The 25,942-nt window shown below is 66.7% G+C and carries 26 protein-coding genes; 18 read left to right on the forward strand and 8 right to left on the reverse strand.

Annotated features, from left to right (window positions below):
* Nucleotides 1–49: 49 nt before the first annotated feature.
* The 5 genes from EXE42_RS03710 (at nt 50) to EXE42_RS03730 (ending at nt 5,847) form a co-directional block, all read left to right on the forward strand.
* Nucleotides 50–1,267, forward strand: a complete 1,218-nt coding sequence (locus EXE42_RS03710) for a tyrosine-type recombinase/integrase (protein WP_137705919.1) — start codon at nt 50–52, stop codon at nt 1,265–1,267.
* Nucleotides 1,268–1,347: 80 nt separating this feature from the next.
* Nucleotides 1,348–1,593, forward strand: coding sequence for a hypothetical protein (locus tag EXE42_RS03715; protein ID WP_199240728.1), 246 nt, complete (start codon nt 1,348–1,350; stop codon nt 1,591–1,593).
* Between the two features lie 651 nt (nt 1,594–2,244).
* Nucleotides 2,245–3,480 (forward strand): RNA-guided endonuclease TnpB family protein, encoded by a 1,236-nt coding sequence (locus tag EXE42_RS03720; RefSeq protein ID WP_137705920.1) that lies wholly within the window; start codon nt 2,245–2,247, stop codon nt 3,478–3,480.
* A gap of 131 nt (nt 3,481–3,611) precedes the next feature.
* Nucleotides 3,612–5,078, forward strand: a complete 1,467-nt coding sequence (locus tag EXE42_RS03725; RefSeq protein ID WP_092923636.1) for an HPP family protein — start codon at nt 3,612–3,614, stop codon at nt 5,076–5,078.
* Nucleotides 5,079–5,187: 109 nt separating this feature from the next.
* Complete coding sequence (locus EXE42_RS03730) at nt 5,188–5,847, forward strand: HAD family hydrolase (protein WP_092923639.1); 660 nt, start codon at nt 5,188–5,190, stop codon at nt 5,845–5,847.
* A 108-nt stretch (nt 5,848–5,955) separates the two neighbouring features.
* On the opposite strand, the gene EXE42_RS03735 is transcribed toward EXE42_RS03730, so the two are convergent.
* Nucleotides 5,956–6,816, reverse strand: a complete 861-nt coding sequence (locus tag EXE42_RS03735) for a CPBP family intramembrane glutamic endopeptidase (protein WP_137694615.1) — start codon at nt 6,814–6,816, stop codon at nt 5,956–5,958.
* A gap of 326 nt (nt 6,817–7,142) precedes the next feature.
* Here EXE42_RS03735 and EXE42_RS03740 point away from each other — a divergent pair, with 326 nt between their 5' ends.
* The 3 genes from EXE42_RS03740 to asd all read left to right on the forward strand — a co-directional run bounded on the left by EXE42_RS03740 (nt 7,143) and on the right by asd (nt 9,239).
* A complete protein-coding gene (locus EXE42_RS03740; RefSeq protein ID WP_092923645.1) occupies nt 7,143–7,418 on the forward strand; it encodes a DUF433 domain-containing protein in 276 nt (91 codons plus the stop codon).
* A gap of 17 nt (nt 7,419–7,435) precedes the next feature.
* On the forward strand, nt 7,436–7,783 hold the full coding sequence (locus EXE42_RS03745) for a DUF5615 family PIN-like protein (protein WP_241988325.1): 348 nt from the start codon (nt 7,436–7,438) through the stop codon (nt 7,781–7,783).
* Between the two features lie 409 nt (nt 7,784–8,192).
* Nucleotides 8,193–9,239, forward strand: coding sequence for an aspartate-semialdehyde dehydrogenase (gene asd / locus EXE42_RS03750; RefSeq protein WP_137694614.1), 1,047 nt, complete (start codon nt 8,193–8,195; stop codon nt 9,237–9,239).
* A gap of 433 nt (nt 9,240–9,672) precedes the next feature.
* Here asd and EXE42_RS03755 read toward each other — a convergent pair whose 3' ends face one another.
* Nucleotides 9,673–11,664, reverse strand: coding sequence for a 3-hydroxyacyl-CoA dehydrogenase/enoyl-CoA hydratase family protein (locus EXE42_RS03755; protein WP_137705921.1), 1,992 nt, complete (start codon nt 11,662–11,664; stop codon nt 9,673–9,675).
* 141 nt (nt 11,665–11,805) lie between these two features.
* Here EXE42_RS03755 and EXE42_RS03760 point away from each other — a divergent pair, with 141 nt between their 5' ends.
* The gene (locus EXE42_RS03760; RefSeq protein ID WP_137705922.1) at nt 11,806–12,402 is read left to right on the forward strand and encodes a DNA-3-methyladenine glycosylase; all 597 of its coding nucleotides are present in this window, start codon (nt 11,806–11,808) and stop codon (nt 12,400–12,402) included.
* 306 nt (nt 12,403–12,708) lie between these two features.
* On the opposite strand, the gene EXE42_RS03765 is transcribed toward EXE42_RS03760, so the two are convergent.
* Together EXE42_RS03765 and EXE42_RS03770 are read right to left on the reverse strand one after the other, a co-directional pair.
* Nucleotides 12,709–13,155: a hypothetical protein gene (locus EXE42_RS03765; protein ID WP_137694611.1), complete on the reverse strand. Its 447-nt coding sequence runs from the start codon at nt 13,153–13,155 to the stop codon at nt 12,709–12,711.
* Between the two features lie 126 nt (nt 13,156–13,281).
* Nucleotides 13,282–14,637, reverse strand: coding sequence for a RimK/LysX family protein (locus EXE42_RS03770; protein WP_174549018.1), 1,356 nt, complete (start codon nt 14,635–14,637; stop codon nt 13,282–13,284).
* Nucleotides 14,638–14,799: 162 nt separating this feature from the next.
* Here EXE42_RS03770 and EXE42_RS03775 point away from each other — a divergent pair, with 162 nt between their 5' ends.
* Entirely contained in the window at nt 14,800–16,071 is a 1,272-nt protein-coding gene (locus EXE42_RS03775) for a translation initiation factor 2 (protein WP_158293690.1), read from the forward strand.
* A gap of 64 nt (nt 16,072–16,135) precedes the next feature.
* Nucleotides 16,136–17,179 (forward strand): succinylglutamate desuccinylase/aspartoacylase family protein, encoded by a 1,044-nt coding sequence (locus EXE42_RS03780; protein WP_092923664.1) that lies wholly within the window; start codon nt 16,136–16,138, stop codon nt 17,177–17,179.
* Nucleotides 17,180–17,198: 19 nt separating this feature from the next.
* Here the strand turns inward: EXE42_RS03780 and EXE42_RS03785 are convergent, their stop codons facing one another.
* Complete coding sequence (locus tag EXE42_RS03785; protein ID WP_137705923.1) at nt 17,199–17,726, reverse strand: hypothetical protein; 528 nt, start codon at nt 17,724–17,726, stop codon at nt 17,199–17,201.
* Between the two features lie 40 nt (nt 17,727–17,766).
* Complete coding sequence (locus EXE42_RS03790; RefSeq protein WP_137705924.1) at nt 17,767–18,531, reverse strand: pirin family protein; 765 nt, start codon at nt 18,529–18,531, stop codon at nt 17,767–17,769.
* Between the two features lie 143 nt (nt 18,532–18,674).
* On the opposite strand from EXE42_RS03790, the gene EXE42_RS03795 reads away from it, so the two are divergent.
* Together EXE42_RS03795 and EXE42_RS03800 are read left to right on the forward strand one after the other, a co-directional pair.
* The gene (locus EXE42_RS03795) at nt 18,675–19,283 is read left to right on the forward strand and encodes a class I SAM-dependent methyltransferase (protein ID WP_137705925.1); all 609 of its coding nucleotides are present in this window, start codon (nt 18,675–18,677) and stop codon (nt 19,281–19,283) included.
* Nucleotides 19,280–19,684 (forward strand): hypothetical protein, encoded by a 405-nt coding sequence (locus EXE42_RS03800; RefSeq protein WP_137705926.1) that lies wholly within the window; start codon nt 19,280–19,282, stop codon nt 19,682–19,684. The genes EXE42_RS03795 and EXE42_RS03800 overlap by 4 nt, the downstream gene beginning before the upstream one ends.
* Nucleotides 19,685–19,722: 38 nt before the next feature.
* Here the strand turns inward: EXE42_RS03800 and EXE42_RS03805 are convergent, their stop codons facing one another.
* Nucleotides 19,723–21,066 carry an OFA family MFS transporter gene (locus EXE42_RS03805; RefSeq protein ID WP_137705927.1) on the reverse strand — a complete coding sequence of 448 codons (1,344 nt, stop codon included), beginning with the start codon at nt 21,064–21,066 and terminating at the stop codon, nt 19,723–19,725.
* Between the two features lie 341 nt (nt 21,067–21,407).
* Here EXE42_RS03805 and EXE42_RS03810 point away from each other — a divergent pair, with 341 nt between their 5' ends.
* Nucleotides 21,408–22,490 (forward strand): NAD(P)/FAD-dependent oxidoreductase, encoded by a 1,083-nt coding sequence (locus EXE42_RS03810; protein ID WP_137705928.1) that lies wholly within the window; start codon nt 21,408–21,410, stop codon nt 22,488–22,490.
* A gap of 125 nt (nt 22,491–22,615) precedes the next feature.
* Here the strand turns inward: EXE42_RS03810 and EXE42_RS03815 are convergent, their stop codons facing one another.
* A complete protein-coding gene (locus EXE42_RS03815; protein WP_137694898.1) occupies nt 22,616–22,903 on the reverse strand; it encodes a hypothetical protein in 288 nt (95 codons plus the stop codon).
* Nucleotides 22,904–23,245: 342 nt separating this feature from the next.
* Here EXE42_RS03815 and EXE42_RS03820 point away from each other — a divergent pair, with 342 nt between their 5' ends.
* The 4 genes from EXE42_RS03820 (at nt 23,246) to EXE42_RS03835 (ending at nt 25,934) form a co-directional block, all read left to right on the forward strand.
* Nucleotides 23,246–23,545 (forward strand): hypothetical protein, encoded by a 300-nt coding sequence (locus EXE42_RS03820; RefSeq protein WP_137705929.1) that lies wholly within the window; start codon nt 23,246–23,248, stop codon nt 23,543–23,545.
* Nucleotides 23,546–23,636: 91 nt separating this feature from the next.
* Nucleotides 23,637–24,557: a Dam family site-specific DNA-(adenine-N6)-methyltransferase gene (locus tag EXE42_RS03825; RefSeq protein WP_137694897.1), complete on the forward strand. Its 921-nt coding sequence runs from the start codon at nt 23,637–23,639 to the stop codon at nt 24,555–24,557.
* Nucleotides 24,558–24,675: 118 nt separating this feature from the next.
* Nucleotides 24,676–25,125 carry a universal stress protein gene (locus EXE42_RS03830; RefSeq protein WP_092923695.1) on the forward strand — a complete coding sequence of 150 codons (450 nt, stop codon included), beginning with the start codon at nt 24,676–24,678 and terminating at the stop codon, nt 25,123–25,125.
* Nucleotides 25,125–25,934: a DUF63 family protein gene (locus EXE42_RS03835; protein WP_137705930.1), complete on the forward strand. Its 810-nt coding sequence runs from the start codon at nt 25,125–25,127 to the stop codon at nt 25,932–25,934. The genes EXE42_RS03830 and EXE42_RS03835 overlap by 1 nt, the downstream gene beginning before the upstream one ends.
* The last annotated feature ends 8 nt before the right edge of the window (nt 25,935–25,942 follow it).

The raw sequence follows: 25,942 nt of genomic DNA on the forward strand, positions 1-25,942 counted from the left end.
GACGAGCATATATGCTAAGTGTCTCGTTAGTGTTGTTGAGGAAAAGAAAATGAGCACCTCAACAAATCCGAATGACGACGAACCAATCCCCGAATATACTCCGGAAGAGATGAACATCCCCGCAATACGGGCGAGCCTCCAGAACAATCTAAACAAGCTTGAGCTCCAAGCGTTCGAAGATTGGCGGCTCGACTTCGCTCGGTGGACCTTTGACCGTGGTAAGAAGCCGCGACGCCGGGTCGGGTACTCTCCCAACTCGATGCAAGACATCATTAACCGCGTTGAGCGGTTCTGTGAGTGGCTCTACCTTGGGGTGAAAATCGAGGCAGACGAGGAGGATGGTGAAGTTGGATGGACGGGCGATGGTTCATTCACCACTAACTTCTCAAAGGACCAACTCGACCGATACTGGTACCACCTGCTCACCATCGATAACAGACTTGATACCCACCGTCGGACAATCAACAACACCCAACTCGTTCTGAAATACAAGGGTGTGGACTGGAAAATCCCTGACAGTGAAGAGGTGTATGAAGACATTGCCGAGGAAGAGTCCGACCCGAACTTCACTGATTGGTTCACTGGTCAGGAATTGAAGGCTATCAAAACGGCATCTCTCAAACTAAACGTCGACCCTGACCGTGAGAGTTTGTCTGAAGAAGAACAAGAAGAATGGGCCGCCCGTCTCGCACAAAGCCTTGAAAAGCCGAAGGCAGAACTTGATGATGAAGACTGGGAAATCGCGAATTGGAAGATTCCTAGCCTTGTCTACCTAAGCTGTGACGTTGGATTCCGTCCATGTGAAATTGCGGCAGCACGGGTACAGTGGCTGGACACAGAGAATGAGAAGGAGGCCTATCTCCGAATTCCGCGCGATGAGGATTCAAAATCGGGGAAGAGAAATCGGAGATGTCGAATCAGTCCGGAAGCTGCAGGCATCATCAATTACTGGCTTGATGAGCGTTCGAACTTTGATGAGTATGCTGACACAGACGCGGTCTGGTTGAATCAGAGAGGGAGCCCGTACTGTGCATCGATTCTCCGACGCAGAGTGCTGATGCGGCTACAAGCAGAAATCGGCATCAACGTTGAAAACAGAGAGAATGGCTGGTACATGATTCGACGAGGTGTTGGGACTGACATCATCAACAAAGGTGGCAGTATCAACCTCCTAATGCAGCAGCTTCGAATTAACCGCTACGAGACTGCACAGCGCTATGTTCGGAATGCTGACGAAGCTGCTGACGACTACTTCGAGAAGCGATGAGCGGTAACGAATAAATCAGCCCATCACCAAAGGCAGACCATGTTCCAAAGTTTCGACCGAGGAAATGGGGTGAGAAGTCAGTGACTCTTCGCGATAGGGTTTGGGATGCGTCTCTGACCATGCTCGTGAACCGGGGGAAATTCAAGCTAAAAGAATTACCTGTGGAAGAATCGGAACGCCATACCGCTCGTCGCGTTCTGCGCACCATGATAGAGCTTGGGTGGGTGAAGAAGGAGTCAAAACATGCTGCCATCTACCGACTCGGCCCCAAGGGTGAGCTTCTTCTTGACGTAGATGAGGAGACTATCCAAGCGGCAAACTCGTAATCTTTTACAATATATGGTCAGTAACGTCATTCTTCTAATACTCTCTATAACGACCATTTAGCCCAGACAGTCGGCTTTTAGACCAATAAATTTTGAGATTTCCTGACCACATTTGTATAGTGTTTTGATTGTGCCTTGTGGAGGCTGAGACGCGGGTTCGATTCTCGCACCCGGACCTACACGGCGGAGCCGTGTTGCGTTTTCACCGGTTCTCGACACAACGAGAACCATCCGTCTCAAGTCAAAAAGGCGGGTCTCCGGGTGGTCCCCAAACCGTCCGAAGAATACCTGTCACCGACTCCCGAGAACACCTCATCGGCCGGAGTAATCGCAGCTTTCGATTACAACGGTAGCGAGGCGAATTCATCCGTTTACCTGAATTGAGGCGCTAAGGCCCCTTCCTCAACGAACGAGCGAAGAGAGTGAGTAGGGAGGGGATACAGCGCCGCACGGTTCTCAAACACGTTCGACGCTCGGCCCACAGACCCACGCAATCGAAACAACCATACGCATAGATACGCATAATACGTATGTAGTGAGGCGGAAGAACATCACCATCCGCGAAGACCAAGCCGAGTGGGTCGAGGAGAACCATCTTAACCTCTCGTCGTTCGTTCGCGGACAACTTGACGAACTCATCGAAGAACGCTCGTGAACTACAACTACAGGTATCGACTCCGACCGTCCGACGCTCTCGAAGAACAGTTAGCGTGGACTGTCGATACCTGTAGACAGGTCTACAACCACTTTCTCCACCGACTCAACCGCACCGACGACACCTCGGCGTACTCTGAGCAGAAGCTCCTGCCGAGTCTCAAGAAGTGGTGGAGCGACCTGAAAGGCGTTCACTCGAAGGTACTACAGAAGGTCGTACAACGGCTGTACGATAACCTCTCGACACTACGAGAGCGCAAAGAGAAGGGCTACCGCGTCGGGACGCTCAAGTGGAAGGCACCGGGCGAGTACCGCAGTTTCACCTACAGTCAATCCGGCTTCAAGCTCAAGAACACGGGCGGTCGGACGCGACTGTGGCTCTCAAAACTCGGAGAAATCCCCCTCACCTTCCACCGCGACCTCCCCGACGACGCTGACATTAAGACCGTCACGGTCAAGCAAGAACCTACCGGGAAGTGGTACGCCATTCTCGGCATCGAGACGCCCGACGACCCGCCGGAGAAGCCGGAGAATCCCGAGAACTGCGTCGGTATCGACGTGGGGATTCTCAAGTACGCTCACGACACCGACGGAACCGCCGTCGAATCCCTCGACCTGTCCAACGAACGCGAACGTTTGGAACGCGCACAGCGCGACCTCTCGCGGAAACAGCACGGGTCGGACAATTGGGAGAAACAGCGTCGGGTTGTGGCAGAACGCCACGCCGAGTTGAAGAACAAGCGCCGCGACTTCCTTCACAAGCTCTCGAACTACTACGCTCGGGAGTACGACTTGGTGGCCGTCGAGGACTTGGACGCGAAGGGGTTGGTCGAACTACCGGGCAACTCGCGGAACCGGGCAGGTGCGGCGTGGGGGACGTTCCTGCGGATGCTCAAATACAAGTGCGAACGCGAAGGAACGCACTTCGTTGCTGTGAATCCGCGCGAAACGACGAAAGAGTGTGCGTCCTGCGGCGTTTCGACCGAGAAACCGTTGTGGGTGCGCGAACACTCCTGCCCGGCGTGTGGGTTCGAGGCCGACAGAGACGCGAATGCGGCGTGGAATATTCTTTCTCGCGGTGTGAAGAAGCGGTTAGGAGCGGGACGCTCCGAATCAACGCCTGTGGAGACTGCGCTCCCTGTGTCCTCGGTTGTGGATGCAAAGCGCGTCGTGGAAACAGGAAGCCCCACCCTCAAGCGCGAGGGCGTCAGCCCGAGCGGTAGGGTGGGGTAGTTCACGCGTGAGATGAAGCCGACAACTGAGAATCTATCCGCGTTCCCGCCCGTACTCGGGCTTGGATACTTGGCTGGCTCGTTCGGGTGTTAAGCCGACACTCAAATCAGCCAGCGTGTCAAGACCCACGTATGCGCGATCAGCTCCGACGTCATTATCACTCGATTCGCAATCGAATCCTGCGAATTGAACGACGTGAGGTTCACGAGATCCGTCGGTGGCTCGAGGACACGGAGAATCTGCTTCACTTCTCTGTCGTGGTTATCGTACCGCTTCTCATCGGAGCCATCACGTGGATAGCGAACGTCTCACCGGTCGTGTCCTTTCTCGTTTACCCGCCGCTGGCGTCGGGCACATATACGCTGTTTGCTGACCCTGACGGACCGTACTCCTCGCCAACGAAGTTCGTCGGTGGGATGACCGCCGGGGCGCTCAGCGGATGGTTCGCGCTCGAAATCGGAACGCGGTTCTGGTACCAGACTCCGGCCGAGCAGTTCCAGGTACAGGCTGGCGTGGCTGCGTTCGGTATTTTTCTCACCGGGATCGTCACGTGGGTCCTCTCACTCGAAGAACCGACGGCGTTTTCGACGGCGCTTCTCGTCCTCGTCACCGGCTCCGACCGGCTGGCGTACGTCACTGGAATCATCGGAGCGAGTCTACTCATCGCCGGCGCCTTCGTACTCTGGCGGCGGCACTTCTATCACGAGCGCGCCCGCTATCTGTACACGTCCACCCACGGTGACGATCAGATCCTTGTACCTGTCCGTGGCGAGACGTCCGAGTCACTCGCCCTCTTTGCCGCACGTCTCGCGGCCGCCCACGACGCCAGCAAGGTCGTTCTCCTGAGAACAGTCAGTGAGGAGGTCATCGAGGAAACCGAAACGATAGTGGCGGCTACTCAACGGGGGACTGTTCCCGAGGCTCCTGAAGAACCGCCGGACGAAGGCGTAACCCGCGCGGCTGAAGAGTTGGTGACTGAACAGCAACTACAGCGGCTCGAAGGACTCAAAAATCTGGTCGAATCAACCGTCGACGTATCGTGTGAGTTCGTGATCGCCGCGGAGGGAAATTCAGCTGGAGAAACCGTCCTCACGACGGCTGAAGAGGAGAACTGTGATCTGATCGTCTGTCCGTACGACACCGAAGACGGAGGCCCCAGTCCGTTCGTCAGAACGATCCTGAAGGGTAACACGGACTCGATCGTGTTGCGTTCATCGAACGGACGAACGGAGTGGCGGCGCATTCTTGTAATGGCCCGCTCGTCAGGAGAACCTGCCAACGCGATGCTTGACTTCGCGGTTCGACTCCTCCCCCCCGACGGGACGATAAGTGCGTGTACTTGTATTTCACACCAACAGGAGCGTCGGACAGCGGAGATTATGCTTGAGAATCTCGTCGAACAATTTTCGACGGGTATCGAGACTCGCATCAGCGTCGCGTCTGCCGAAGCGTTCCTCGATCGGAACGCATCCTCGTACGACCTAGCAGTTGTCGGGGCGAGCACCGATCGAAGCGTTCTCTCACGAGTCGTGTCCATGCCGACATTCGAGCGCATTCAAGAGGTTGACTGTGACGTCGCAATCGTCCATCGAGCATAGAAAGTCGTCTAACCCCGGTTTCACGAACCCTTCTCTTGGTGGGTTCAAATTGCGATTCGGAACCGTACGCATCAGAAAATTAATCCGACGGCAAAGAATTTCACAACAAGTGACCGAATACGACACAGTTCTTTTTGACAGTGACGGAGTATTAGTTGAGCCACCAACGTATGAAACCAAAGTCGAAGCGACACGAGCGGCTTTCACAGAAGTAGGGGTTAAACGGCCTAAAAACCATCATATCGACGAAATAGTGAATGGCACTACGGTCGAACGGCTTCACGAAATATGTGCCGCCTACGAACTTGACGTGAACACATTTTGGGAAGCCCGTGAGCGTCTCGACGAGGAGTCTCAATTTAAAAAGTTTGAATCAGATTCTCGAACCCGTTACGACGACGTTACGGCTATTTCGGACGTTTCTCAGACCTGTGGCATCGTGAGTAACAACCATCACAGTACGATTGAATTCGTGATGGATTTTTTCGACCTACAATCCACATTCGACACCTATTATGGGCGTGAGAAGACGGTGGAGAGCCTCGACTACAAGAAACCAAACACGCATTATCTCGACTTGGCGCTGTCGGAACTCGGCGGAGAATCCGCGCTCTACGTCGGTGATAGCGAGCACGACGTGATAGCCGCTCATCAAGCGGGTATGGACTCGGTGTTCGTTCGCAGACCCCATTGTACGGACGTGACCCTTTCGACCACCCCCACGTATGAGATAAATAATCTACACGAAATACCCGAGATAGTGGGTTGATCTCGCTGTGAACTACCCCTGTACTCATCGAAGCGACTCACCGCCTCGAGGCGAAACGACGTCAGTCGATTACGGGATGAAACAGCGGTCCGCAGCCGTGGGTAGCGGTCAGGGGAACTCCTCCGGGCTGGAACTGCTGGATCGATAGCGCTCCGACAGGGGTTCAATCGGTGTTCTGGGGGTCATCGAGCGCCCGTACAGACCGATCAAAACAACGGCGATCAGCCACCATGTTCCAGAACCGACGACGAACGCCACCGGCAGTATTTCCTCTGCCATTCCACCGGAACCTTCCAGAACGCTTCCGACGTTGATCGCGGCATGTAAGAACACAGCAGGGATCACTCCGCCGTCGGTAAGGTTGACAAGCGCACCGAGGACAGTTGACGCACCCAAAACGAAGGTCGTGTATTCCACAAGGAACAGCGGATCAAGAGTGAAGTTCGGGTGTCCGAAAAACAGGGGGAGATGCCACACCCACCACAGCACTCCGACGGCGAGACTCGCCGTTAGAACCGATAGCCGCTCTTGGAACCGTGGTTGGAGAAATCCACGCCACCCGAACTCCTCAACACCCCCGAAAAAGACGACGTTGAGTACGAAGAATCCGAACAGTAGAGATAGCGGGGCAGGCGGTGCGTAGCGTACTGATCCGCCGCTGAGCGCGGCGAGTACCGGCTGGAGTTCCCCGACGACGACCGGGAGGGATACCGCGCCGAGGTACACCCACACCGGAAACCGCCACTGAAGTGCCCGCCCGAGCCAATCTCGGGTCGGGACGTCACTTGCCCAGACGACGAGTACCGCTCCGACCGGGAGACCCCACTGTCGCGGGAACGTGTTGATGTAGACCGGCAAGGTCTCCCATAAGCCCATTACGTAGTAGATCGCGTCCCACGACCACGACCAACTGAACACGATGAGGAGGAACGCCGGAACACGGTGTGTGTCGACCCAGGATTGGATCATGGCGAGATCAAAACCACGTACCCTCACAGCGTCCGTTGCTAGGTTTGAAATATAGTTCTTCGCAAGTTCCGTACAAAAGCCCGCAGGTAAATCGGCTACTAACAGATATCTGGTAGAGATACCCTACTGTATCTCGCATGACCTTCCCGAAATTTCTCTCATATCTGGATATCATTTACGAGTGAATTTACTATAACGTAGGTGTGTACGCCCGCGACACTACCGGGCGAGAATCTACTAGTAGGCTCGGTGGACGTGGAACCGGCCGTGTGAGCGACGAGTGACTGCCGAAAAGATATAAACGAGAACGCGACCAACAGAAGCGTATGAGTATTTCCCGCGACGAGAGAGTCCTCGGGGGGGAACCCCGAATCGAGGGGACGAGAGTCGGCGTCCGGCACGTCGCGGCCAGGGTCGTCGATAGCGACCGGTCGCCCGCACACGTCGCAGACCAACTCGAACTCTCCCTCTCCGAGGTGTACGAGGCGCTCTCGTACTACTACGCGCACGTCGAGGAAATGCGTGAGTTCGAGCGTGAAAACGAGGCTGCCTTCGAGCGAATTCACGAGTCATCGCTGAAGCCGAAGGAAACGATTCAGTGACGGGAGCGCGGATTCTCTTGGACGAGCACGTCGGGCGAGTGTTCGAGCGCGTGCTCAGCGAACGGGGCTACGAGGTCGAGCAGGCGAAGGACGTGTTCGGCGAGTTCACGGAAGACGCTGAGTTACTGACGTGGTGCGGCGAGCACGGTGTCGCGCTGATGACGAACAACGCGCGGAACTTCGAGAAACTACACCGGGAGATCGACCACGCCGGGCTACTGCTCTACTACGATCAGAACCGCCCCGACGAGGATCCGGAAGGAGTAGCGCGAGTCGTGGACGAAGTGTTCACCCAGTACGGAGCGACGGACATCGAAAACGAGATCGTTGACCTCGACGAGTGGTACGACTGGCTACACGGGTGACTGACAGTCAACAGTTCGATGCCCGACTCTACAGCGCTACCGCTTTTTGATTCGAAATGTGCGCCCGCGACACTAACGACCGGTCTCATCTCCGGCGGCGTGCCGCGTCGACCGGGAAACCCTCGTGGCGGGCGGTCGCCTGCGCGGCGACGGGCGGGTCGCGTCTGCGACCGGTGTCACGCGCCTGGGTTCTCCGCGCTGTCATCGCTCCCATCGGGGAGTACTCGGGCGGGGACTGACGGCGCGCGGAGGGACGTAGCGACCCGAGGGGCTTAACGGTCCTGTTCGGCGGTGAGGGGGTTCCCGTTCCCCGCTCTCGCCCGTCAGCGGTTCGTCGGCCACGTGGAGCGATCGGTGGTATCGGCGCGTATCCGAACGCACTTACGTCCCTGTCACGGACCCACGCGCAATGACAGTCCGAGTCGGAATCCTCGGCGCGACGGGCGCCGTGGGCCAGCGATTCATTCAGCTGCTCGACGACCACCCGACGTTCGACCTCGCCGCGGTCACCGCGAGTTCGGAGAGCGCGGGCAAGAGCTACCGCGAGGCGGCCAAGTGGCGCGTCGACACCCCCATCCCGGACGACGTCGCGGAGATGGAGGTCGCAGAGACGACGCCAGCGGGCGTCGCGGACGCGGACGTCGACCTCCTCTTCTCGTCGCTCCCTTCCGGGGTCGCGGCCGAAGTCGAACCCGACTTCCTGGAGGCCGGGTACGTCGTCTCCTCGAACTCCTCGAACGACCGCATGGCCGCGGACGTGCCGCTCACGATCCCCGAGATCAACCCCGACCACCTCGACCTGATCGAGGTCCAGCGCGACGAGCGCGGCTGGGACGGCGCCCTCGTGAAGAACCCGAACTGCTCGACGATCACGATGGTGCCGACCCTCGCGGCGATCGACGAGTTCGGCCTCGAAAGCGTTCGCGTCTCGACGCTGCAGGCCGTCTCGGGCGCCGGCTACTCCGGCGTCACCTCGATGGAGATCATCGACAACGCCATCCCGCACATCGGCGGCGAGGAGGACAAGATGGAGACGGAGTCGCGCAAGCTGCTCGGCGAGTTCGACGGCGCCGAGGTCGCGCTCCACGGCGCCGACGTGGCCGCCTCCTGTAACCGGATCCCCACGCTCGACGGCCACCTGGAGAACGTCTTCGCCGAGTTCGCGGCCGACCCCTCCCCCGAGGACCTCCGCGAGGCGATGCGCTCGTTCGAGGGCGCCGGCGACCTCCCGAGTTCGCCGGACCAGCTGATCAAGGTGTTCGGCGACGACGAGCCGGAGCGCCCGCAGCCCCGCCTCGACCGCACGTACGCGGACGGGATGGGGATCGTCGCCGGCGGCGTCCAAGCCACTGAGGCCGGCGCGAAGTACAACTGCCTCGCGCACAACACGATCCGCGGCGCGGCCGGCGCCTCGCTGCTCAACGGCGAGCTGCTCGTCGAGGAAGGGTACGTCTAAGATCGAAGTCGGTCTACGGTCATCGTCGACGGCGACCTCGACTATTTTTAAATAACCAGTAGCGACTGGACCGCGGGTCGCGATTCTAATGTTCCCAGTGGCGCGCGCCTCCGAGTGGCCGCCTCTGGCGGCCACGAGGAGCGCGTGCGAGGGAGTCGGGCGGCCGGAGCGAAGCGGAGGCCGCCCGACGAGGCTGGGGAGGCGTGAGGTGCGGTGCCGGGTGGGAATCGAAGGGGCAGCCGGGAGGACGAAGACGCGCGACGCAAGCACCGCAGGGAGCGAACGGAGTGAGCAACCGAGGAGCGCAGCGAGCGCATCGAGTCCTCCCGGCTGGGGCTTCGGCGGTGTTCTTCGCCACTCGGCGATTACTTAGTTAAAAATAAACGGTCGTCGAGGTGGTCGCCCTCGCCACCACAGCCGACCCACTCGCCTCTTACTTCCCTTCGAACTCGGGCTCGCCGTCGCCCATGAACGCCGTGACCCCCTCCATGAGGTCGTCGGTGTTCATCACGTGGCCGAAGCCCATCGCCTCCACTTCGAGGCCGGCCTCGTTGTCCGTCCGGCCGGCGTGGATCGCGCGCTTCGTGTACTTCTGGGCGATCGGCGGGCCGCCCGCGAGCTGCTCGGCCAGCTCACGCGCCCGCTCGTCGAGCTCGTCGTCCGGGACGACCTCGTTGACGAAGTCGTACTCGGCCATCGTCTCGGCGTCGTAGCGGTCGGCGGTGAGGATGATCTCCTTCGCGCGCCCCTCGCCGACGATCCGGGCGAGCCGCTGGGTGCCGCCCCAGCCCGGGAGGAGGCCGAGGTCGAGCTCGGGCTGGCCCAGTTCAGACCGCTCGGAGGCGATCCGCATGTCCGCCGCGGTCGCCAGTTCCATCCCGCCGCCGAGGCAGTAGCCGTCGATGGCGGCGACCACGGGCTTGTCCGACTCCTCGAGCTTGCCGAACGTCCGCTGGCCCTGTCGTGAGAGCTCGACGGCGTGGATCGGGTCGGCGCCGCCGGCGGCCATGCTCTGGACGTCCGCGCCCGCGGAGAACGCGCGGTCGCCGGCGCCGGAGAGCAGGATCGCCCGGACCTCGTCGTCGGCGTCGAGCCGGTCGATCGCGTCCGCCAGCTCGTCTAACACCTCGCCGCTGATCGTGTTCATCCGGTGCGGGCGGTCGATCTCGACGTGCCCGACCCGGCCGTCGACCTCCACGTTCAGCACCTCGTAGTCGGGGCCGCCGTCCGCGTCGCCCGCGTCGTCGCCGCCTCCGGCGCCGCCCCGGAATCCGCCGGATTCGGCGGCCTCGCGCAGGTAGTCGGTCGCCGCGTAGCGCGCCTCGCCGGTCTCTTCCGCGAGGGCGTCGAGCGTCTCGACGAGCGAGTCGAGCCCCTCGGCGTCGGCCAGCTTCGCCGGGCCGTCGGGGAAGCCGGCGCCGAGCTTGACCGCCTCGTCGATGTCCTCGGCGTCGGCCACGTCGTTCCCGATCAGGCCGGCCGTCTCGTTGGCCATCACCGCGAGCAGGCGGCGACGGACGTCGGCGTCGACCGCGTCGCTCGGGATCTGGGCGCCGTCGCCGTCCTCGTAGTCGTAGAACCCCTTGCCGGTCTTCTTGCCGAGGTCCTCCGCCTCGACCTTCTCCGCTAAGAGCGGGCAGGGGCGATAGGCGTCACCGAGGACCTCGTGCATGTACTCCAACACGTGGTAGCCCACGTCGATGCCCACCTGGTCCGCGAGTTCGAACGAGCCCATCGGGAGGCCCATGTCGAACTTCGTCGTGGAGTCGACCGCCTCCATCGTCGCGTCGCCGGACTCGACGATCCACGCCGCCTCGTTCATCAGCGGGACGAGGATCCGGTTGACGATGAAGCCGGGGCTGTCCTTGCGGACCCTGACCGGGGTCTTCCCCATCGACTCCGCGAGCCCCTCGATCAGGTCGAGCGTCTCGTCGCTCGTGTGCTTCCCGGAGATGACCTCGACGAGGTCCATCCGCACCGGCGGGTTGAAGAAGTGCATGCCGCAGAAGCGCTCGGGGCGGTCGGTGACCTCGGACAGCTCGGTGATGGAGAGGCTGGAGGTGTTGGTGACGAAGACGGCCTCGTCGGGCGCGTGCTCGACGACCTCGTCGTACACGTCCTTCTTGATCGCCATCTTCTCCGGAACGACCTCGACGACCACGTCGGCGCCGTCGAGCGCGTCCTCGAGGTCGACGAACGCCTCGACGCGGTCGAGCGCGGCGTCGGCCTCGTCGTCGCCGATCCGGTCCTTCTCGGCGAGCTTGCCGAGCGACCACTCGATCTGGTCGTATCCCTCCTGAACGAGCTCCTCGTTGATGTCGCGGAGCGACACGTCGTAGCCGGCGAGCGCCGCCACTTCCGCGATGCCGTGGCCCATGTTCCCGGCACCGAGCACCGTCACGCGCTGGACGTCTTCGAGCTGCATACCTGAGGGTCGGAACCGTCATGGTTGAACGTTTCCATCTTCCAAACCCCAAACTCGACGTAAGTTTATTCGGGCGACAGACGCCCGCGCGCAAGCCCCCGAAACCGAACCGCACTCGTACCTGCGGCCCCGCTCACCGACATGGACGACCCCGTCGCGGCGACACTGCGCGAGGACCCGACGATGGCGGCGCTCGTCGACCGGCACGGCCCGCTCGACGTCGCGCCCGCGGACGACGAGTTCGGTCGGCTCTGTACCTCGATCGTGAACCAGCAGCTCTCGACCGCCTCCGCGAACGCGATCCGCGAGCGGTTCGTGGCCGAACTCGACGGCGACGTGACCTCGGAGCGCGTCCTCGCCGCCGACGAGTCGGCGCTACGCGAGGCCGGGCTCAGCGCCACGAAGGTCGAGTACCTGCGGAACGCGGCCGCGGCGTTCCGCGACGGCGACGGCGAGTTCACTCGAGCGGGATTGGCCGGCGTGAGCGACGAGGCGGTCGTCGACCGTCTCACCGAGATCCGCGGCGTCGGCGCGTGGACCGCGCGGATGTACCTCATCTTCGCGCTCGGGCGCGAGGACGTGCTCCCGCTCGGCGACCTCGCGGTGCGGAAGGGGATCGATCGGGCCTACAACGACGGCGAGGAGCTGTCGCGCGCGGAGATGCGCGAGATCGGCGAGGCGTGGCGCCCCTACCGGAGCTACGGCACGCGATACATCTGGGCCGAGTACGAGTCCTGATCCGCCGGCCCGTCGGCGCTACTCGAGGACGACGTGATCCGGGTCACACGACGGACAGAGGCGGGATATTCCGCCCGGGACCTCGAGAAACGCCGTGCCACAGCGGATACACGTCCGCTCTCTGCTGCGCCCCACGACGTTCCCGCCGCCCGCGTCGAAGGGGGATCCGGTCCCGTGGATCGGGCATTCGTCACAGATGCGCGTGACCGTTCCGGCGGGCTCGGTGAAGCGCTCGTGGCATCGAATACAGGTTCGGGTCCGCTCGTCCGTGACCGCGTTCATGCGTGTTGCGTGATTTCGATCGCGCTATCGGTTTCGGGTCGGGGGCTCCTGTTCGGGCTCGGGGGTCGACGGTCGGTCGTCGGCCGTCGCGTCCTCGCGGTACAGTCGGAGGATCTCTTCGAGGAGGACGGCGTGCCGGTCGCCCGGGACGTACTGGTGGTCGATGAAGTCCTCGGCGTCGCTGAACTTTCCCCTGAGCGCGAGCTTCCGCACGAACGCCACGGACTCGAAGAACGGCGGGCCGTCCGCGTCGGCGTCGCCGCCGAGCTCCCGCTCGGCTTCCGGCATCACTTCTGATTCGATGGCGTCGTAGTCGATCGTCGCCGGGTCGTACTCGTCGAGCGTCCGAGAGAGCACGTAGTCGGCGGAGAAGCGGTAGAACTCCGATTTGCTCTCGAACTCCCCCTCGTCGACGAGCGATTCGATCTCCTCGACCACCGGCTCGGGAAACCGGACCGTACTTTTCACCATATGCCGTGACGTTGACACCCTCGGTCTTATAGCTTGGTCAGACGACCTCGGCGTTCGGCTCGGAGAGGCGCTCGACGTCCGGCTCGGTGAGGTCCTCGGCGTCCGGTTCGGCGGCGTCCGAGAAAATCACTCCTCCTCTTCCAGGACCTCCCCGGCCTCGGCGCGCTCCGCCTCGTCGGTGTCGGCGCGGCGGCGCACGTCGACCCGGTAGTCGGTGAGGATGTCGCGGCCGAGCAGCAGCGGGTACTCCATGTGGCCGCGGTCCTCGACGCTCGCGGTGACGGTGTGCTGGTTCCCGCCGATGCCGATGACGAGGTCGACGACCGGGCGGGCCTTTCCCCCCTTCACGCTGCCCGACTTGACCCGCGTCATGCTCTTTATCGGACCGGCGCCGATCTCGGCGGCCAGCTGGGTGTCGATGCTCGTCCGGGTCGCGCCCGTGTCCGACTTCGCGAGCGCCTGCGTGGAGCCGGAGGTGCCGGTGACGACGACCTCCTCGATGTAGCCGATGTCCGGCTGCTCGGTGGGGGTCGGCTTCGGCGCGGGCGCGCAGGAGGGCCGCGAGTCGTCGAGGCGCTCGGCGACGCGCGCGACCGCGTCGTCGTCCACCTCGCCGCCGACCGTCTCGATCGCGAGCCGCGCGATGTGCGGCGCGGGGCTCGTGCCGGTCGCCTCGAAGAGGCCTTTGAAGCCCGCGGTCGGGTTCACCTCCAGCACGTACCAGCCGTCGTACCCCTCGACGAGGTCGACGCCGGCGTAGTCGAGCCCCATCACCTCGGCCGCGTAGAGGGCGGTGTCGGCCGCCTCCTGCGGCATGTCGTCGGTCGCGTCCTCGACCGCGCCGCCGAGCGCGACGTTGGTCCGCCAGTCGCCCTCGGGGGCGTAGCGGTACATCGAGCCGACGATCTCGTCGCCGACGACGTACACCCGGAGGTCGCGGTGTTTCTCGTCGTCCCGGTCGATCAGCCGCTGGAGGAACGCCTGCCGGTTGCCCACCTTCGGGTTCACGCGCTCCGTGAGGTCGACCTTCCACGTCCCGCCGCCGTGGGTGCCGATCGCGGTCTTGTACACGCCCACGTCGCCGAACCGCTCGCGGCCCTCGTTGAGGCGGTCGTTCGACAGCGCGAGCAGCGCGTCGGGCACGCGGATGTTCCAGTCCGCGAGCGTCGCGGCCGTGGCGAACTTGTGGATCGACGCGAGCACCGCGTTCGGCTCGTTCAGCATCGGCCGGATGCGCTCGAACGTCGCCGCCAGCCCCAGCAGCTCCGCGGGCTGGTCGGTGTTCGACAGGAGGAGCCGGTTCGCGATCACGTCGACCGCGGGTTCGACCGACACGTCGCCGTCCTCGACGCTGACCGCGGCGTTCTCCTCGCGGAGCCACACCGGCTCGTGACCGAGGTCCTCGACGGCGTTGCAAATTGCCTTCGTCTCCTTGCTGTTGTGCAGCGACAGCACTCCCACCCGAACCGAGTCCGAACTCATGTCCACACCTGCGTGGGCCGAGCTAAAAGGCGCGCCGATCGGTTCGACACGGCGACCGATCGAGGGCCGTCGAGGCCGCGAGCGACGGGTTCCGACCGGCGAGGCGGTCGCGCGGAACCACGGAGGATCACGGTTAACTCCGCGTCCGCCGAACCCCGTCGCGTGACCGACGCAGTCAGGGTCTTCCTCAGACGCCGCGGGAGGGTGTTCCGTCCCGCCTCCCGCGGCGCGACCGAGGAGGGGAGCGAACCGCTCGAAGTCCTCGTGGGGGACGTACTCGCGGGGGAGAGCGACCCCGCCGAGAGCGCGCGCCGGGTTGTCCGCGACGCGACACCCCGAGGGGAGTCCGAACTCGTCCGCCGCGGGAAGCCGCTGTCCGTCCCGGTCGGGGGGACCGACCGGACCCTCTCTCCATTCCTGTTCGAGGTCGCGGCCGGCGGCACGGCCGACGACGCCCCGCGCGATCCCCCGACCGCCGCGGGCGAGTGGCTGCCGCCGACGGCGTTCCTCCGGCACACGACGGCACCCGGGCTGTGGGAGAGCTACCGCCGTGTCGGCCCCGACGCCGACCTGCTCCGGACCGACCGGACCCACGGCGCGGCGTGGCTCTCCGTCAGGGCGCTGGAAGCGCTGCGCGACCGCGCCGGCGCGGTCGCGTTCGGCGCGCTCGACGGCGGCGTCGACCGGGTCGCGGAGACCGCTCGGGAGCTCCGCGGCGCACGCCCGAGCATGATCGTCGTCCGACACCGGATCGACCGGGTACTGAGCGGGGCGGACCGCGCGCCGGAGGCGGTCCACGACCGCGCCCTCGCGGGGCTCGACGCCGCGCTCGACGCGGACCGGCTGGCGGCGGAGCGGGCGGCGGCCGCGGTCGCGGAGACGGTCGGTCCGGCGGCGACGCTGTCGCGGTCCGGAACCGTCGCGGCGACGCTGCGCCGCGTCGACCGGCCGGTCGTCGTCGGGGAGTCGCGCCCGGGCCGCGAGGGGGTGGACGCGGCGGAGCGGTTCGCCGCCGCCGGCGTCGACGCGACGCTCGCGACCGACGCCGCTCTCCCCGGGCTCGTCCGCGAGGGCGACGTCGGCTGCGTCCTGCTCGGTGCCGACCGGATACTGCCGAGCGGCGGCGTCGCGAACAAGGTCGGCTCGTATCCGCTCGCCCTAGCGGCGGCCGACGCGGGCGTCCCGGCGTACGCGGTCGCGGCCGCGGACAAGGTCGCGACGGCGGACGAGGTCGTCCGCGAGTCGGGCGACCCCTCGGCGGTGTACGACGGCGACCGCGCCGTCGCGGTCGAGAACCCGATCTTCGAGCGGGTCCCCGGCGACCTGCTGGCCGGGGTGCTAACGGAGGACGGGCGGCTCGACCGGGCGGCGGTCGCGGCGCGGGCCGCCGAACACGAGTCCCGAGCGGAATGGACCGACCGGTGGGACCGCTGACGCGGGACCGCGGCCCGACGGCCGGGTCGTCATATATAAACCCTCCGCAGCGCTCCCTCCTGTCATGAGCGACGACCGGGCGTTCACGTACAACGGCGGGGCGGTACCGCCCGGCGACACCCAGAACATCCGCTACGGGATCAGCGAGACGTACCTCGGCGACCCGGTGCGGATCCCGGTCACCATCGTCAACGGCGAGCGCGACGGCCCGACCGCGTTCCTCACCGCCGCCGCCCACGGCGACGAGCTCAACGGGATCGAGGTCGTCCGCGAGGTCGCCCACGAGTGGGACCTCTCGGAGCTGGCGGGCACGCTGGTCTGTCTCCCGGTCCTCAACGTCCCCGGCTTCCTCGCCCAACAGCGCTACCTGCCGGTCTACGACCGCGACCTGAACCGGTCGTTCCCCGGGAAGCCGGGGTCGACCAGTTCGAAGCGGATGGCCCACCGGATCTACGAGAACTTCGTCGCGCCGTGCGACTTCGGACTCGACTTCCACACCTCCACCCGCGGCCGGACGAACATGCTCCACGTCCGCGCCGACATGACCGACGAGTCGGTCCACCGGCTCGCGCTGGCGTTCGGCTCCAAGGTGATCATCGACAGCGACGGGCCGGGCGGCACCCTCCGCGGCGAGGCGACCGACGACGGCGTCCCCACGATCACGATCGAGATGGGGGAGGCCCATCGGTTCCAGCGCCCGCTGATCGACGACGCCCTCGCCGGCGTCCGCTCCGTGTTCGCGGAGTACGGCCTGCTGGAGACCGACACGGTGCGCTGGCCGGGCTGGCGGACGATCGTCGCCGGCGCGGGCGAGAAGACGTGGCTGCGCGCCGACTCCGGCGGCATCGTCGACACCCACTTCGAGAGCGGGTCGCTCGTCCGCGAGGGCGAGCGCATCGCGACGATCACCAATCCGTTCAAAGAGGACGCCGTCGCGGTCGAAGCCCCCTTCACCGGCCTCCTGATCGGGCTCCTAGAGAACCCGGTCGTCTACCCCGGCAACCCCCTGTGTCACCTCGTCGAGATCGGCGAGTCGACCCGCCGGGCGATCGAGGCCGGCGACGCGCCCGAGCCGGTGGGACAGCCGACGCCGACGGCGTCGCGGTGAGGTCGCGGGAGGGGCGGTTTCAGCTCCCGCCGAGCCGCTTCCGAAGCCCGAGCGCGGCGCCGGCGACGACACCGAGGAAGCCGACCAGGAACGCCGCCGGCTGGAGGAGGACGCGCTGCGCGACGACGCCCACGGGCTCGCGCTCGACGGTCCGGGTCCGGAACTCGTACCGCTCGCCGTCGTACGCGACGATCAACAGGCCGTCCCCGAGCGTCGGCTCCGTCGGGTACGACAGCGAGTCGACGCGTTCGTCCGGTCTCTCGACCCCGAACCCGCCTTCGGGAGCGTCGCGGGCGCGGTCGAACGCCGCCCGGGCCTCGGGCGCGAGGTCGGCGTACGCGACGACCCCGTTCGACGCTTCGGCGCTGCCGTTCGCTCTCCCGGCCGCCGGCGACTCGATGCCGGCCGCCGACCCCTCTCCCACCGGCCGGACCGTGTGCGTGTACGCGGGGTCCGGCTCACCGACCGAGACGGGGAGATACAGGGGGTTCGCCATCAGGAGGAGGCCGAGCGCGACGAGCGCGGCGGCCGCGAGCGGGGTGCGCATACCCCGGGTTCGGCGGGCCGGGAGTTGAGCCTTTCCGACCCTACCGCCCGATCGTCCCCTGCCGCGTGACGGGCGCGTCGGGGTCGACGAGGAAGGCGACGACCGTCGCGCCCTCGCCGCCCGCGGTCACGGTCGGCGGGGCGCCGTCGCCGGTCCACAGGACGCTCTCCGTCTCGTCGAGGGCGGCGCCGCCGACGTCGACCGACCCCTCGAAGACGTACGCGTAGGCGTCTCGTTCCCCGGCCGCCGGGAGCGTCGCGCCTTCGTTCGCGTCGAGTCGAACGTCGTAGCAGTCGACCGCGTTGCGCACGGTGAACGGGTGATCCGCGCCCGCGGGCGCGAACACGCGGCGCCACTCGTTCGGCTCGGGGTCCGGCAGCGGGCCGTGCTGGATCCCGGGCGCTAAGCCGAGCTCCCGCGGGCGGACGAAGATCTGGAGCATCCGGAGCGGCGGGTCGTCCGCGAGCGTCTCCTCGGCGTGCCAGAACCCCTCGCCGGCGTTCATCACGAGCAGGTGGTCGGCGTCCGTGACGAGCTCGTTTCCCTCGCGGTCGTCGTGGCGCATCACGCCCGCGGGCACCCACGAGACGATCTCCTCGTCGCGGTGCTGGTGCATCCGGATCAGCGTGCCGGGGTCCATGAACGACTCGACGACCGTCGACAGCGGGCCGTAGCCGTGGTCGTCGTGGTCCGGGAGGTTGCGGCCGGGGAAGTTGAACCGAGTGCGGAACTTCCCCTGGTCCTGAAAGATGTCGGATCGGGGCGCGGGGTAGAGCCCGCGGTCGGTGGTCGTGGTGGAGTCCATTACCAACTGGTAAAATCTCCGTCGGCAAAAGCCGTCCGGTGGAGGGGACCGGCGGAAGGCGGGGTGTGGACGGCGAGCGAGGCGCGGGTGCCGCCCCGCGACGGCGACGCGCTCTTTTGTCCCGCTCCCCACAGTCCGGTACCGTGACGACCGTCCTCTCGGATCTCGACCGCCGCAAGCGCGACGACCGGCCGGACGGGACGTTCTACGACGAGCCGCGGTTCGTCACCCACGCCGACGACGCGTTCCTCGCGCGGCTGACCGAGCTGTACGACTCCGTCACCGAGCCCGGCGACCGCGTCCTCGACGCGATGAGCAGCTGGGTGTCGCACCTGCCCGACACCGACTACGAGCGCGTCGTCGGCCACGGGCTCAACGAGGCCGAGCTGGCCGCGAACGACCGGCTCGACGAGTTCGTCGTCACCGACCTCAACGCCGATCGGTCGCTCCCGTTCGACGACGACGCCTTCGACGTCGTCTGCTGTGCGCTGTCGGTCCAGTACCTCCAGTATCCCGGGGCCGTGTCCGCGGAGTTCGCCCGCGTCCTCGCCCCCGGCGGAACGGTCGTCGTGAGCTTCTCGAACCGCATGTTCCCGACGAAGGCCGTGCGCGCGTGGCGCGCCGCTTCGATGGCCGAGCGCGCCGACCTCGTCGAGGAATACCTCGCCGCGGGCGGGTTCGAGGTCACCGAGCGGATCGCGGAGCGGCCGGGGGAGGACCCGTTCCACGCCGTGGTCGGGAGGCTCCCGTGACGCCGCGCGGCGTCGCGGTCGTCGCCTTCGACCTCGCGCTCGCCGTCACGCTCGGCGCGGCCGCGCGGCTCGCGCACGTGCTGTGGTACCGCGCCCTCGCGACGAGCGTCGCCGTCGACTTCGCCGGTTCGGTCGCCCTCGGCCTCGTGTTCGGGGTCGGGCACGTCCTCGTCGCCTCCGGCGACCGCGTCTTCGGCACCCCGGAGCGGGACACCGACGCGTGGGTGTTTCGCCCGCGACGCGTCGCCGCCGCGTTCGGGGTCGGCTTCCTGCTCCACGCGTCGATAGCGCCGGCGTTCACGCCGTTCGGGCTCGAACCGAGCGGCGTCAACGCGGTGCTCGCGACCGGCGGCGCCGCGGTCGGGCTCTGGTCGCTCGCCGTCCGTCGGAGAACGCGGTAGGGGGCGGGGCCGAAACGCCCGACTCCGAGGCCGCTCGTTCAGTCCGCGGCCGCCGGCTCGACCGTTTCCAGGCCGGACCCGCTCGGCGGCCGGAGGGCGAAGGTCGCCAGTCCCGCGGCGACCGCCAGCCCGCCGCCGAGGAGGAACGTCGGGTTCCAGCCGAGGGCCGCGACGAGGTAGCCGGCGACGACGCCGGAGAAGACGCCGCCGCCGACCTTCGCGGTGTACAGGACCGCGTAGTTGCCGGAGGAGTTGGCCGCGCCGTAGTAGTCGGCCAGGAGCGACGGGAAGAAGACGTACAGCGGCGAGGAGAAGAACATCGCTCCGAGGACGAACGCGACGAAGACGGCGCCGTTGCCCGCCTCGCCGGCGCCGACGAGGCCGATCCGGAACAGCCCGGCGAGGAGGAACGAGCCCGCCATCACGCGCTTGCGGCTGAAGCGGTCGGTCGCCTCGCCGAGGATCAGCCGCGAGACGCCTGCCGCGACGGGCAGCAGGGTCGCCGACAGCGTCGCGACGAGCGCCGCGAGCCCGAAGTTCTCCGCGAACCGGACCACGTTCGCGATGACCAGGAGGTCGGCGCTCGCCATCGCGATGAACATCGCGTACAGGAGCCAGAACTGCCACGTCGTGAGCATCTCTCGCGTCGAGTAGTTTCGGCCGCGGATCGACGCCGCGAGGCCCTCGTCGCCGTCGTCGTCGCCGTCCGCCCGATCCAGCCAGTCCTTCGGGGGGTCTCGGAGGAGGAGCGACCCGACCAGCGTCACGACCAGGATCCCGATCCCGATGTTGCGGAGCACGTCGCTGTACGCCGTCACGGTCGCGTTCGCGCGAACGTACGGGACGACGAGGGCGCTCCCGGCGGCGAACGCCATCGTCCCGACCCCGGTCGTCAGCCCCGTTCGGTCGGGGAACCACTTGACCGCGGTGTTGACCGCGACGGTGTAGACGATGCCGACGCCGACCGCGCCCAGCGAGTACAGCAGGTACAGCTGCCAGAGGCTCGTCGCGTACGCGAGCCCGACGTACCCGCCGCCGGCCAGGATCGCCGCGAGGAACGTGAGCGCACCCGGGCCGCGGCTGTCCCGCCACTTTCCCGCGGGGAACTGCGAGAGCGACTGGAACACCACGTAAAACGAGAACACCGCGCCGAGCGCCGGGAGCGCGATGTCGAGGCCCTCCGAGAGCGCCGGCGAGATCGACGACCAGACGTACTGGTACGGGCTCACCGCGGCCATCATCCCGGCGGCGGCGGCGATCTGCCACCACCGCGAGAAGCCGAGGGTGTCGGCCGCGCGCGCGGCGTAGTCGACGCCGCCGGCCGTCGCCGCTCCCTCCGCTTCCCCATCGGCGTCCTCCGCCGTCGGTTCGCCCTCACCCATCGTCGTTCGTCGTCCGCGTGCTGTCGGTCTGTGTCATGACGTGCGTGTCCCGTGTCGGTCCGCGTCCCCGCGCCCGTCTCTCCGTCCGTCGCGGGGCGGGCCGCTCGTTTTCACTCACCGCACTCGTCGACTAAAACGCGTCGTTGCGGTCGGTCCCCCGCGCCGACTCGCACGACGCCGACCTCGCGGTGATCGGCGCCGCCCGCCGACCCGGGCTCGACCGCCTCCGTCACTCCGACTCGGTCCCGGCCCGCGTCCGGCGTTTCGCTCCGTCACCGCGTCCTCGACGCCGCGGTCGCCGCCACGCGACCGATTAAGTGGATCGGAGCCCAACGATCGGTGTGACCCACGTAGGCATCGTCGGCGCGGGCGCCGGGGCGGCCGCGGCGGCGTTCGTGATCGACAGCACCGTGCCCGACGCGGACGTGACCGTCCTCGAGAAGTCCGGCGGCCTCTGCGGGCGCGCGGCGACCCGCCGCCACGACGACCTCACGTACGACTACGGGGCGAACTACCTGAAAAGCGACGACGACCGCGTCGTCGAACTGATCACCGAGACGCTCGACGACGAGGGGCTCGTCGACGTGACCGATCCGGTGTACACCTTCGAGGCGGACGGAGCGGTGTCCCCGGGCCGCGACGCCGACGACCACAAGTGGAGCTACCGGCGGGGGCTCACACAGATCGCGAAGCGGTTGTTCGGCCGCACCGACGCGACCGTCCACCGACGCACCCGGGTCGAGACGGTGCGGCGGGTCGACGGTGCGGGCGGCGCGGGCGGGGGCGCAGACGAAGCGAACGGCGACGATCGCTGGGAACTCGACGACGCGGACGGCGAGACGCACGGGCCGTTCGACGCGCTGCTGTTGAATCCGCCGGCCCCGCAGACGGCCGAGCTGCTCCGGACGGCCGAGTGGGACGACCCGCTCCGCGAGACGCTCGTCGAGGCCGTCGGGAGGGTCGAGTACGGGAGCGTCTGGACCGCGGTCCTCCACTACCCGTTCTCGCTCGACGTTCCCTACTACGCGCTCGTCAACACCGACAAGGAGCACGCGGTCGGCTGGATCTCCCGCGAGGAGTGTAAGGCCGGCCACGTCCCCGACGGGGAGACGCTGCTCGTCGTCCAAGCGAACGGCGCGTGGTCCGCCGCGCACTACGACGACGACCCGGCCCAGAACGTCGACGCGCTGGCGGCCCACGCGGCCGACATCATCGGCGACGATCGGCTGGCCGACCCGGCGTGGACCGACCATCAGGGATGGCGCTACGCGCTCCCCGAGGGCGGCGTCGACCGCGGTCCCGTCGACTCGGCGCGCGACGTGGGGCTGTACCTCCTCGGCGACTGGGTCGCCGGCGAGGGACGCCTCCACGCCGCGATCGCGAACGGGCTCGACGCCGGCGAGCGCGTCGCGTACCGGATCTAGGGAGGAGCGGGAAACGAGAGATTCGGGGATGGCGCCGCGGTCGGACGCGGCGGCGCCGCTCCGAGAACGGCGGCTTTTCGAAAAAGCGGTTCCGCGACGCCTCGGCCGGCGGCCGGGCGGTCGCGTCAGTTCGTCGTGATTCGGTACTCGACCGTGCCCAGACCGGGGAGCGTGAGCGTCTGAACCCGTCCGCTGCGTCGGCGCAGGGTCCGCAGGACGGACCGCGAGAGGACGGCGAGCGCGACGGTGCCGGTCAACAGCGCGACGCTCGCCACCGGGTACGCGAACGCGACGAACGGAACGACGATGAGCGCGAGGAACGCGAGGGTTCCCAGCGGCGAGCGACTGCCCGGCGGCGATTCGGAGCCGATCCGTCGGTGCTGGTCCGCCGAGATCATGGAGCCTTGATTCATATCTCACCCTACACGCTCCGACGACTAAAACCTTTCATATTCCAAATAAGTTTTGAGAAATGGTACCAACACTCACGCACGGAAAACATCTAAAACGGTCGTTCATGCCGTGTAAGTGGTACCATGGGAACGGTTAGTACACTTCTCATATATCTGTGACATACGTCGGTCGGTGGCGCCGATCCCGCCCGGTGGTCGGGGGTTCCCGGTGGGCGCGGACGCCGCTCGCGGTTCCGGCGTCGGGGGTCGCGCTCCGCCGGCGGCGACGCCGGACCGGCACCGCGTTCGGCGGTGGCTTTATTCCGGTTCGAGTCGTCCCGTAGATACGGACAGAGACACACGATGACACCCGACACTCCCACTACCGATCCAGCGCTCGTCGTTTCCGCCCCGGAGCGCAGGCGCGCGGTCGCCGGCCTCGCCGACGACACCGTCGAGACGGTCGCAGATCTGCGCGTTCGCGGCCGGGCCGACGAGATCGCCGCCGAGCTCCGCGAGACGCACCTGCCGGCCTTAGAGGAGGCCGGCTACATCGAGTGGGACCGGGAGGCCGGGACCGTCGAACCCGGCCCCAACTTCGAGGAGGCCGCGGCCCACGTCGACGACCTCCCGATGCCGGAGCCGGAGCCCTCCGACGACTGACGCTCCGACCGATCGCGCGCCCCGGCACGAGGCCCCGCCGCCGGCGCGGCCCGGGACGTTTTTGTCCGGGCGCGAGCGACACCCGACAGCGATGGCCGAGCCGATCCTCAAGTGGGCGGGCGGGAAACGGCAGCTGCTCGACGAGCTGTACGCCCGGTTCCCGTCCTCCTTCGGCCGGTACCACGAGCCGTTCGTCGGCGGCGGCGCCGTCTTCTTCGACCTGGAACCGCCGCACGCGACGATCAACGACGCGAACCCGCGGCTCGTGAACTTCTACGAGCAGGTCCGCGACCGCCCCGACGAACTGCTCTCTCGGCTGGCCTCGTTCGACGACCCCGAGAGCGACCCCGACCCGGAGTTCCCGTACGCCGCGGAGACCGCGCGCGGTCAGGCCGTCGACAGCTACTACTACCAACAGCGCGCGCGGTTCAACCGCCGCCCGTACGAGGGGGAGTTCGACCCGCTCGAAGAGGCCGCCCTCCTCCTCTACCTCAACCGCACCTGCTACAACGGCCTCTACCGCGAGAACGCGGACGGCGGATTCAACGTCCCGGTCGGGCGGTACGTCGACCCCGACTGGGTTCAGCGAGACCGCGTCCGGCGCGCGAGCGATCTGCTGGCCGACGCCGAGATCCGACGGGGAGACTTCGCGTACGTCCTCGACGCGGCGGAACCGGGCGATCTGGTCTACTTCGACCCGCCGTACGAGCCGATGAGCGCGACCGCGAACTTCAACGAGTACAGCGCGTCGGGGTTCGACCGCGAGGACCAGCGCCGCCTGCTCGACGTCGCCGGCGAACTCGACGACGCCGGGGTGTGGGTCGTGCTCTCGAACAGCGGCGTGATGTACGACGCGTACGCCGACGCGGGGTTCCGCGTCGACCGCGAAGACGCGACACGCGCGATCAACAGCGACGCCGACAACCGGGACGCCGTCGACGAGATCGTCGCGACGAACGTCCCGCCCGCCGAGCGCCGGGAGGCCGGCCAGCGGAAGCTCTCTCGCTTCTGAACCGGTCCCCGAGCGGCCGCCGGCGGCAGCGACCGCCGGGGCCGCCGGTGTCGGTTTCCGCGTCCCCGACCGCGCCGTTACGGCGGGCTTTTTGACCTCCCCCGCCGACGGCCAGGGTATGACCGATCTCGATATCGACCTCGTCCTCGTGCCCGTCGACGGCAGCGAGGAGTCACACGAGGCGGTCGATTACGCCATCGCGCTCGCGAGCGAGTACGGCGCCGGCGTCCACGCGCTGTACGTGCTCGACGAGGAGGTCGTCCGCGCCATCGACCACGGCGTGGTCGACGAGAGCGAGGTGGCCGCCGACTCCGAGGCGTTCACCGACTCCGTCGCGCGCCGCGCGGAGGCTGCCGAGGTCCCCCACAGCAACTCCATCGCCTACGGCTTCTCCACGTCGGTGAAGACCGTCCACCCCGGGAGCGTCGTCCTCGACACCGCCGAGGAGCTGGAGTCGGACTTCATCGTCGTCCCGCGCGAGCCGGTCTCCGGCGATCCCGGCGAGGTGCTGGGGAAGGCCGCGGAGTACGTCCTGCTGTACGCGAGCCAGCCCGTGTTGTCCGTCTGATGGTCGGCGGCCTCCTCCCGGCGGGAACGACGCTACCCCCCCTCCCCCACCTCCTCGTCGTCCTGCTCGCGACCGGCGGGGTCGTCGCCGCGCTCCGCCGCCGGCGCCCGCGGGTCACCGCCCGGCGCGTGCTCGCGCTCGCCCCGTGGATGGCGCTCGGCTCCGCGGCCCACGTCCTCTACGTCGTCGACGCGCTCCCGCCCCTCCTCGCCCCGTTCGCCGGATCTCCGACCGTCTATCTCACGGTGGGGTCGCTGGCGGGCGCGGCGTGGCTCGCCGCCGCCGCCGCTCGCCCGGACCGGGTGGCGACGGCCCTCGCGGCCGCGGGCGCGCTCTGCCTCCTCCCCGTCGTCGCCGTCGCCCTCGGGACCGGGCTCTCTCTCGCCGGCGCGCGCTGGTCGGCGGTCGCGCTCGCGCTCGCCCTCCCGATCACCGGCGCCGCCTGGGCCGGCCTGACGCGCCTCCGGCCCGAGGTCGCGGTCACCGGCGGCGTCGGCGCCCTCGCGCTGTTCGGCCACGCGCTCGACGGCGTCTCGACCGCGGTCGGCACGACCCAGCTCGGCTTCGGCGAGCGCACGCCGATATCGCGGATCCTCCTGGAACTCGGCGGGATCCCCCCGGTGCCGGTGTTGGGCGAGGGGTGGCTGTTCCTGCTCGTGAAGCTCGCGGTCGCGAGCGCCGTCGTGTGGCTGTTCGCGGCGTACGTCCGCGAGGAGCCGGCGGAGGGGTACCTCCTCTTAGGCTTCGTCGCGGCGATGGGGCTGGGCCCGGCGGCGCACAACCTGCTGTTGTTCTCCGTCGCGGCGTGAACTCGGCG

This window comes from Halorubrum sp. SP3 (assembly GCF_005435195.1).
Classification (GTDB): Archaea; Halobacteriota; Halobacteria; order Halobacteriales; family Haloferacaceae; genus Halorubrum; species Halorubrum sodomense.